The 9,727-nt window shown below is 73.6% G+C and carries 7 protein-coding genes; all 7 read left to right on the top strand.

Going from position 1 to position 9,727, the window contains the following annotated elements; all coding sequences use genetic code 11:
• Positions 1-1,319 (top strand): baseplate J/gp47 family protein (locus tag WBA97_RS22715; protein ID WP_424232910.1); only part of this gene is annotated, 1,319 nt, incomplete at its 5' end.
• Positions 1,316-3,367 carry a putative baseplate assembly protein gene (locus tag WBA97_RS22710; protein ID WP_424232909.1) on the top strand — a complete coding sequence of 684 codons (2,052 nt, stop codon included), beginning with the start codon at positions 1,316-1,318 and terminating at the stop codon, positions 3,365-3,367. The genes WBA97_RS22715 and WBA97_RS22710, both read left to right, overlap by 4 nt.
• Positions 3,364-5,277 (top strand): phage tail protein, encoded by a 1,914-nt coding sequence (locus WBA97_RS22705; RefSeq protein ID WP_424232908.1) that lies wholly within the window; start codon positions 3,364-3,366, stop codon positions 5,275-5,277. Before WBA97_RS22710 ends, WBA97_RS22705 begins: the two co-directional genes overlap by 4 nt.
• Positions 5,278-5,290: 13 nt before the next feature.
• Positions 5,291-6,550, top strand: coding sequence for a hypothetical protein (locus tag WBA97_RS22700; RefSeq protein WP_424232907.1), 1,260 nt, complete (start codon positions 5,291-5,293; stop codon positions 6,548-6,550).
• A complete protein-coding gene (locus WBA97_RS22695; RefSeq protein WP_424232906.1) occupies positions 6,547-8,595 on the top strand; it encodes a hypothetical protein in 2,049 nt (682 codons plus the stop codon). The genes WBA97_RS22700 and WBA97_RS22695 overlap by 4 nt, the downstream gene beginning before the upstream one ends.
• The gene (locus WBA97_RS22690) at positions 8,592-8,978 is read left to right on the top strand and encodes a hypothetical protein (RefSeq protein ID WP_424232905.1); all 387 of its coding nucleotides are present in this window, start codon (positions 8,592-8,594) and stop codon (positions 8,976-8,978) included. The genes WBA97_RS22695 and WBA97_RS22690 overlap by 4 nt, the downstream gene beginning before the upstream one ends.
• A complete protein-coding gene (locus WBA97_RS22685; protein ID WP_424232904.1) occupies positions 8,975-9,727 on the top strand; it encodes a hypothetical protein in 753 nt (250 codons plus the stop codon). Before WBA97_RS22690 ends, WBA97_RS22685 begins: the two co-directional genes overlap by 4 nt.

Raw genomic sequence — 9,727 nt, 5'->3', positions numbered from 1 at the left:
CCGCGGACCTGACGTGGTCGTGGTTCAACCCCGGCACCGGCGCCACCGGCGCGTTCTCCTCCGTCGAGGACGGCACGGGCGGACTCCGGCGCTCCGGCGTGGTGCGCCTGCTCCCGCCAGAGGGATGGACCACCGCCGACCGCGGTGTGGTCGTGTCCACCGGCGCCGCGACGTACTCGGCGCCACCGTTGCTGCGTGGCCTGTCGGTCAACGTGTCCGCCGCCCGCCACCTCGAACGGCGCACGGTGACCGGCACCGACCTCGCCGACCAGATCCACGCCTGGCGCAAGCTGCCCGGTCAGCGGCTCGTGCTACCCGACGCGGCCGAGAGCCTCCTCACCGCGAGACTGAAGATCGCGGGCAGGAAATGGACGGAGAAATGGAAAGCGGTCCCGGACTTCACGTTCGGCTCGTCCCGCGACCGGGTCCACCTGCTCGACCGGACCGAGGGCGCGCTCGTGTTCGGTGACGGGCTCACCGGCCGCATCCCGGTCGCCGCACCCGGGGACGTGACCGTCGACTACACCATCGGCGGTGGCCGAGTGGGCAACGGCGGCCGCACCGGGAACTGGCTGCCCGTCGACGACGCCGTCGCCGCCCTCGGCACGCTGGAGGGTGTCAACCTGGTGCAGGCGGCGGACGGCACCGACCCGGAAACCGTTACGCAGGCACGGGAACGGGCCGCCGGCGCACTCGGCGAGGTGACCCGTGCGGTCACCTCGGCCGACTTCGTCACGCTGGCCACCACCACCCCGGGTGTCGCGGTCGGCCGGGCCCACGCGTCGCTCGGCGAGCACCCCGGCTTCCCGTGCGTGCGGGTCCCCGGCGCCGTGACCGTCCACATCGTCCCGTCGGTGCCCGCCGGTACCGCCGTGCCGCGCCCGGATCCCGGCATGATCTGCGAGGTCGCCGACCGGCTCGACCGCGCACGGCTGGTCACCACCGAGGTGTTCGTGCGCGCACCGGCGTACCGTGCGGTCCGGCTGCGGGTCGACCTGTCGGGCGGCCCGGCCGACCGAACCGAGGTGTCCACAGTGGTCGGTGCCGCACTGCGCGGCTACCTCGACCCGCTCACCGGCGGCGATGACGGCACGGGCTGGCCCTTCGGCGGGGCACTGCGGCCCTCCGCGCTGCTGCGTACCGCGCAGGCGGCGCTCGGCGACCTCGCGGACGTCGCCGGTGTCGCGATCGCCATCGACGGAGCGGAACCGGTGGAGGCGTGCCTCGACGTGCCGCTGGGGCCCGGTGAACTCCCCGCGGTGGTGGACATCCGGACCCGGATCGTGCGCAGGACCGAACCTGGGGAGGGGCTGTCATGACCGACGTCGTGTGGTGGGACCGGGACGCGGACGGGGCGGCGGCGGACGAGGCGCGGATGGTGCCCGGTCCCTCCGGCGTGCAACCCGAACTGGTCGACGCCACCCGGGAGGCGGTCCGCGCCGCCGTGCGGGACCGGATCCCCGGCTACACCCCGGACTGGACCAACCCCGACCGCCAGGACGCCGGGGTCGCGCTCGTCCGGCTGTTCGGCACGCAGGCCGAACCCGTGCTCGGCCGCGTCAACCGGCTGCCGGAGAAGCTGCTCGCCGAACACCTGCGGACCGCCGGGGTGCGGCGCGCACCGGCGACCGCGGCCACCGCCCTGCTGGAGTTCACGGTCACCCCGCCCGACGGCGCGTCGGTCCTTGTCCCATCGGGTTTCCAGGCCGCAGCGTCCCGCCCGGCCGGGCGGGTGATCTACGAGACCGACCAGGACCTGTTCGCCACGCCCGCCACCATCGGCGCGATCGCCGTGCAGCGCGACGGCGCCGTGGAGCCGATTCCGCTTGGCCCGGCCGGACCCAGCCGCGCGTTCGAACCGTTCGGCCGCGAACCCGCCCCCGGCAACGCGCTGTGGCTCGGGCTCACCGGGACCGCGAGCCCGTTCCCGGCGCTGTCGCTGGGGTTCGTCGTCGCCGCCGTGCCACCCAACCCGTCGGCCTCTGGCGGGATCGTGCCGCCCGCACCGGTACCCGCGCCGCTGCTGCGGTGGGACGTGCTGGACGGCGGCCGGTTCGTGCCCGCCGAGGTGGAACGCGACGAGACCGGCGGGTTGCTGGCGAGCGGGACCATCCGGCTGCGCCTGCCCCGCACGTGGGCGCCCGGCAACCCACCCTCGGCGCGACCGGGACCGCCACTGCGGTGGCTGCGGCTGCGGATCGCACACGGCGTGTTCACCCCGCCGGCACCGGTGCTGGCCGGGCTGCGGCTCAACGTCGTCGGCGCCACCGCCGCGGGCACGATCAGGAACGAGCCGCTCGAACCGATCCAGGACCCGACGGCGACCGCGCGACGGCGGATGCGCCTCTCCCAGGTGCCGATCCTCGCGGGCAGCGTGGTGATCGAGGTCGACGACGATCCCGGCACCGACCTCTTCGGCACCACCACCGGGTCCGCGTCCCAGTGGCGGGAAGTGCCGAGCCTGGCCGGTTTCGGGCCCGACGACCCGGTGTTCGTCGTGGACTACGCGACCGGCGAGGTCACCTTCGGCGACGGCGTCAACGGTGCCGCGGTGCCACCGGGTTTCCGCAACGTCCGCGCCGTCCGGTACCGCGTCGGCGGCGGCACGGTGGGCGCGGTGCCCGAGGGCGCCGTGAACAGCGTCGTGACCGCACTGCCGTTCGTCACCCGTGTCAGCAACCCGTTCCCCGCCACCGGTGGTACCGACGCGGAGGCCGACGCCGACGTGATGCGGCGCGGCGCAGAGGAACTCCGTGCCCGCGGCCGGGCCGTCGCACCCGCCGACTACGGCCTGCTCGCCACCCGCGCGCCCGGGGCGTCGGTCGCCCGCGCACACGGGGTACCCGGCCTGCACCCGGACTTCGCGGGCAGGCCGATCCCCGGCGTGGTCGGCGTGCTGGTCGTGCCACCGGCCGAGGAGGGAGGCGACGCACCACCCGAGCCGTCCGCCGAGACCCTGCGCGCGGTGGCCGACTACCTCACCCGCGAGGTCGCGCCCGCCGGGATCACGGTCGTCGCCGCGCCGGTGCGGTACCGGCGGGTCGCGGTGGAGGCCAGGGTCGTGCTCGACCCGGACCAGGAACGAGCAGGCGTGCTGACGAGGGCCGCGGACGCGGTCACCACATATCTGGATCCGTTGCGGGGCGGGGAGAACGGGGCGGGCTGGCCGTTCGGCGGCGCGGTGGCGCACACCCCGCTCGTGCGCAGGCTGCTCACGGTCGACGGCGTCCTCGCCGTGTCCTGGCTCGCCATCGCGCTGGACGGGGTGCGGCAGCCGCCGTGCACCGACCTCACCATCCCGCCCAACACGCTGGTCTGGCCGGAGCGCCCACTGCTGGTCCCGGTCGAGGACGGAGCCCGGCCATGACGTGTGCACCCGCTGCCGCGACGTTCCGGCTCCTCGACGACATCGTCGGGTGGGACCAGCGCGCGGCCACGAACCTGACCGGGTTCGACAAGCAGACCGGGGTCCGGCTCGCCAACAGCGGCGCCGACCCTGACGGGCCGTCCAGGGCCGAGCTGTTGCCGTGGTTCCCCGACCCGCGCCTCGCACCCGGATGTCGGCCGTGCGCGTGGTACCTGATCGCCGGACGGCGGCTGCTGCGCCGCGACACCTGCGCAGGCGGATGGTTGCCCGCGCCGCGGTGCGACCCACGGCTCCTGAGAGCCCCGACCGCCGTCGCCGCCCGGGGGCACCGGCTGGTCGTCGTGGACGCCGGCCGGGTGTACGTATGGCGCAACGATGGCGACCACCTCGTCGGCGTGATCGACCTCGACGGCGCGCGGCTCGCCGCACCAGGGCCGGGCGACCAGGTGCTGGTGACCCGCGAGCGCGACACCCGCCTGTGGCGGTTCGGGTCGGACGGACGGCTCCGCGACGTGCTCGACACCGGCGTCGTCGGCGAGATCATCGGCCTGCGCACCGGACCCGGCCGTACCGTCTGGCTCCTCACCGACGACGGTGACACGCTGCGCGTGTACCGCGGCCTCCCGTTCGATGAGTCCGATGTGGACGAACTGGCGGCCGAGGTGGCGCCGAGCGGTCTGGTCGCCGGGGACGACGACGGCTTCTGCCTCCGCGAGAACGGGCCGGAGGGCACCGTCACCACCTGCCACACCTGGCTCGGTGCCGCCCGTCCCGAACCCGCACCGGCTGGCGGGCGGTACTACCGGGAGGGCGAGTTCGTCACCGACGTGATCGACAGCGGCATCTCGCGCTGCCGGTGGCACCGCGTCCGGGTCACCGCGGAGGTCCCCGATGGCACGGCCGTGTCCGTCGCGGTCGTGGTGTCGGAGGACGACGTCTTCGCCGACAGCGACTGGCAGACCGCGCCGCCCGGCGTCACCGACTTCCTCGTCGACCAGCCACCCGGCCGGTTCCTCACCGCACGCGTCCGGTTGTCCGGCGACACCGCCACCACCCCGGTCCTGCACCGGATCCGGCTCGACTTCCCGAGGACGACCAGCGCGGACCTGCTGCCCGCCGCGTTCCGGCAGGACCCGGCCGCCGACGACTTCACCGAGCGGTTCCTGTCGCTGTTCGACGCCACGCTCGCCGAGGTCGACGAGGTGATCGAGCGCTACCCCGCGCTGCTCGACCCGGCCGGTGTCCCCGACCGCGCGCTGCCATGGCTGGCCGGGCTGCTCGGCCTGACGTTCGAGTCCGGCTGGGACGCCGCCACCCGGCGGCGGCTGCTCGCCGAGGCACCGGAGCTGTACCGGCGGCGCGGCACCCCGTGGGCGGTGAAGCGGGCCGTAAAGATCGTGTTCGGCGTCGAGCCGGTGCTCGACGAACTCGCGGACGAGCGCCGCTGGGCACACGTCCGCGCGACCGCCACGCCCTCCGGCGCGCCCGGCCTCGGTTCGGTGCGGCTGTTCGGCCGGTCCGCGAGCCGGTTCCGCGTCGGCGGCTCGTCGCTTGGCGCGGCGCCGCTGCGTGCCTTCGGTGACCAGGACACCGACCCGTTCACCGAGCACGCGCACCGGTTCCGCGTGCTGGTGCCCGAGGGCAGGGTCGACGAGGGCGCGGTGCGGCGGATCGTGACCCGGCAGGCGCCAGCGCACACGAGGGCGTCGGTCCGCACCGGCGGCGCCGGTTTCGTGGTCGGCACCCGGTCGGCGGTCGGGGTCGACACCGCGTTCGTCCCGCTGCCAGCACCCGTCGTGGGCGCCATCCGGCTCAACCACGACGGAGTGCTGCGACCGGGGCCGCGAGGCGCCCGGCACGGGGTGAGCGTCGGGGTCTCCTCGGTCGGCATCCACACACAGATTTCCTGAGAGGACACGGGCGATGACCGAAGTATCGACACCGGCGCAGACCGGCCACACCGAGTTCGACGTACCGCCGCTGCGACGGCTGCGGTACTTCCACGGGCAGTTGCTCTCCGCGCGGGACTTCCAGCGCGAGCAGGAGTACTTCCGCGAGAAGCTCAAGCTGCGCATGCGCTGCCTGCTCGGCTACGGCGTGGTGTGCGGGCTGCTCGTGGAACCGGTGGCACCGCACGACAAGGCACCCGGCAAGGCCACCGACGAGCCGCCAGAGTCCGAAGAGGACCGTACCGATCCAAAGCACCACAGGGCAAAGGTCCGGATCACCCCGGGCCTCGGCGTCGACTGCGACGGCAACGAGGTCGTCGTCCGCGGTGGCTGCGTGATCGACCTGTGGGAGGCGCTGCCCGAGGACGAACGCGACACCGGCACCGTCTGGATCGGCGTCGAGTACCGGGAGCGGGCCGTCGAACCGACGAGGACCGTCTACAACAGCAGCTGTGCGGACACCTCCGACTGCGAGTGCGGCTGGACCGACGAGAGCTACGTCGTGCGGGTCACGAACAAGCGCCCGCCCAAGGACGAACGGTGCGACACCTGCTGCTCCCGCTGCGAGCACAAGGTGCTGTGGCTGGCCAGGATCGACGACCTCGGCTGGCACGAACACCTTCGCCCGCGCCAGATCCACATGAACATCCGCCGCCCGTTCGGCAGGCGGGTGCCGACCGTGATCACCGGCATCAACTGGATCCACGGCCACACCTACACCGTCGCCGAGGCCAAGGACCTGCTCGGCACCCAGAAGGACACCGGCGGGCTCGTCGTCCGGTTCTCCGACGACATCCGGGTCGACAGCCTCCAGCCTGGCGTGGTGGAGATCCAGGTGATCGAGGGCGGCGCGGGCCGCAACGCCGACACCTGGTACATGGGCGGGAAGTTCGAGGAACCCGGCGAGGCTGGCGACGACTACACCCAGCAGTTCCGCTACCGGCAGACCACCCGCGAGACGCTGCAGGACGGCGACCGGGTCATGGTCACCGTCCGGGCCGCGTTCATCCTCGACCGCTGCTGCCGGCCGGTCGACGGGACCAACGTCGGCGGCAAGGTTCCGTACATCGTCATGGGCCGCGAGGTGGAGGCGGGCACCGAACCCGCACCGGACACCCCGGACACGTACGGGTGTGCGCTGCCGCCCGGCGGCGTCGGCCCGTGGACCTCGGGCACCGGCGCGGGCGGCGACGCCTTCGAGAGCTGGTTCTTCATCACGGAGGAGCGTCGATGACCGCATCGATGACAACCACGTCCAAGGCCGACTGCGGCTGTGGCTGCGGCGGCACGTCGGCATGGCCCGCCACGTTCGTCCGGCCGCGGTTCTTCGCGGGCCAGCTCCTCACCGAGGACGACCTGAGCCTGCTGGTCGAGTACACGACCGGGAAGACGCGGCTGCACAACAGGACCGTGTACGGCCCCGGGGTCGTCTGCGGCCTCGAGGTCAGCTGCGACCCGTGCGGCGGTGGCGCCGTCACCGTCCATCCAGGACACGCGCTCGACTGCCGAGGCAACGACATCGTGCTGTCGTGCAAGGAGAAGGTCGACGTGAGCGCGCTCGTCCGCGAGCAGCGGGTCAGCTCGCTCGGCGTCGACTGCGGCGAACCGTGCGACGGCGACCACGGCGACGGGCAGCGCCGCTACGGCCTGTACGTCCGCTACGAGGAGATGCCGGCCGACCCGGTCGCGCCGTACGCCACCGAGGAACCGTGCCCGACTCCTGGCTGCGTGCCATCCCGCATCAGGGAGGGCCTCCGGTTCGTCGTGAAGTGCGACGACACCGAGGACCACCGGTACAACCCCGGCACCCGGCTGCTCGCGAGCGTCGGCCCGCTCGACAAGTACCAGCCGGTGCTGGCCATGGCACAGCGGTTCGAGCTGTACCTGGACCCGATGGTCACGGCCAGAGCCATGGGCACCCGGCCGATCGCGTTCGACTTCCTCGACGCCGAGCGCTACACCGCGAGCCTCGAATGGCTGCGGAGCAGCATCGGCGGTGAGCCCCCGACCCAGGACGTCGCCGTCGCGATGACCGAGAACGTGCGGGGACTGGCCAGTGCCGTGGCGCGGTACGACACCCACGACGCGGCGGGGCAGCAACGGATCCGGGAGGAGTTCGGCAACCTCGCCGAGATCGCCACGGCCAGGCAGGTGCTCGGCACCGCCTGCGAGCTGCTGGCGGGCACCGACCAGGAGGAGGTGTGGCCGGACCCGCTGCGCAGGTCCATCGCGGGCGCCGTGGTCGCCGAGACCAGGGCGAGGGTCGTGCCGGACCCGCCCGCCGCCGACGCGCTGCTCCAGGTCCGCCTGCTCGCACAGGGCACGCCCGTCAGCGACGCGTTGCAGGTCGAGTTCCGCAACGACCTCGTCGCGATCCGGGAGTGGCTGCTCGGCCGCATCGACCGCGCCCCTGGCGCCGCCGACCGCACGCTGCGCGACCTGGTCCGCACCACCCCGATCCCGCGGCTGCTGCCCGCTCCCGAGCCGGGCGGCGACCGGCAGCTGACGAACGTCGAGCTGGGGCAGATCGAGGAGGCCGCGGCGGCACTGACCGCCGCGCTGGTCCGGTTCGTCACCGACGCGGCGTGCGCGTCGCTCAACCCGCCCTGCACCGACTGCACCGACACCGACGTGCTGCTCGCACACCTGGAGCTGGACGACTGCGACGTGCTGCGGGTGTGCTCCGCGACCCGCGAACAGGTGCTGCCGGGCGGGTCGGCGTACGGCGAGTGGCTGCCGAAGCTCTACCCGCTGCGCGAGCTGGCCGCGCGGCTGTGCTGCCGGCCGGTCGCCGTGTACCGGCCGCCGACACTGCCGGACGACGACCCGGTGTCGCGGCCCTACGTGTCCGGGCTGCTCGAGGAGTGGCCGCTCACCGGTGACCTGGACCAGATGTGGAACCTGCTGCTCACGCCCGCCCCTGGCGAGACCCCGCCGAAGGCGTTGCACGAGCAGGTCTACATCGTGCCAAGCGAGGTGACCGACAGCCTGCACGAGCTGAGCGTGCTGCGGGCCCAGATCCGGGACCTCAGCGCGACCGTGGAGGCACTGCACGCGCAGCTGGACACCGCACGCGAGCAGGTCGGGCAGGTGCGCGAGCAGCTGCCGGACCGTCTCGGCCAGCGTCTCGACGAGCTGGAGAGCGCGCCACCACCCGCCAAGGAGGAGCAGGAGAAGGAGGCATCCGCGAAGAAGGCGGAGTCCCAGAAGCCGCCCGCCAGACGTACCCGGTCGGCGTCGAGCCGGACCCAGAAGCCCAGGCCGGGTGAGTCGTCATGACCGTCCCGGTGCGCCCCGCGTTCCACGAGGGGCAGGTCCTCGCCGCGGCCGACCTCGCGGCGACGGTCGGGCACGCGCGGGCCGCGGCGGCACGCCACGCCCGTCTGCTGCACGACTGGGGCATCGCCGACGGGCTCGGCCTGACGGAGGAGAGCAGGACCGACCCGGCGACCGGTGTCCGGTTCGTCGAGGTGAGCGTGTCGGAGGGGATGGCCGTGGACGGCACGGGCCGCGAGCTCGTCGTGCCTGCGCCGGTCGTGCTCGCCGAGGCCGACTTCGCCGCGGTGAACGGCGCCGACCAGCCGACGGCCGAGCCGTACCCGGTGTTCCTCGCGCGGCCGAGCGGACACCGGGCACCTCGGGGATCGGGTCGTGCGGCGTGAACGGCGAGCCGACCAGGGTTGAGGAGTCCTACCAGATCCTCTTCGGCAGGCTCGGCGACGAGCTGCTGGTCGCCGAGCAGCAGCCACCCTCGGTGGGCGACCCGCCATCGGACCCGCCGGTCCGGTGGCTGGTCCTCCTCGGGTACCTCCAGGTCACGGACGGGCACTTCGTCGACACGCGCACCAGCGCACGCGGTGTCGACGTGCGCTACGCGGGGGTCCGGGCGGACACCGTGGCCGCCCGGTCCGGCGAACTCACGCTGCGGACCCGGCCGACCGTCCAGGAAGGACAGCCCGCCCTTGTGCTGTCGGGCGAGGACCCGCCCAGCCTGGTTTTTGGGCTGTACCAGGCAAGCGGCTCGGTCAGCCCGCTGATGACGGTGGCCGCCAACGGGAACCTGACCGTCGCGGGCAGCTTCTCCGGCCGGATCTCGGCGGGCAGCGTGCTCGCGACCTCGGGCACCGCCACCGACGGGATGCTGCTGCCGCTGCCGTCGGGGGTGAGCCAGGAGGACCTGGCCGACGGCCGGATCGTGCTGCACGTGTACGTCACGCCCAGGATCCCGCCCACGTCGTCCGGTACCGCGCTTCAGGTCCCGGCCGAGGCGACCGTCGACACCGACCGCCGGGTGCGGTGCAGGCTGCGCCGCTATGACCCCCTGATGAGCCCGGCCGAGGTGTCCGAACAGCCCGGCACGGTCGACTTCCTCGTGCTGGCAACGGTCGCGGCGACGAACGGCGGTGGCTGA

The sequence above is a fragment of the Actinophytocola sp. genome (assembly GCF_049647105.1).
In the GTDB taxonomy this organism is placed as follows: Bacteria; Actinomycetota; Actinomycetes; order Mycobacteriales; family Pseudonocardiaceae; genus Actinophytocola.
The sequence above is the reverse complement of the archived record's forward strand: the minus strand, read 5'-3'. Positions and strand labels throughout refer to the sequence as shown.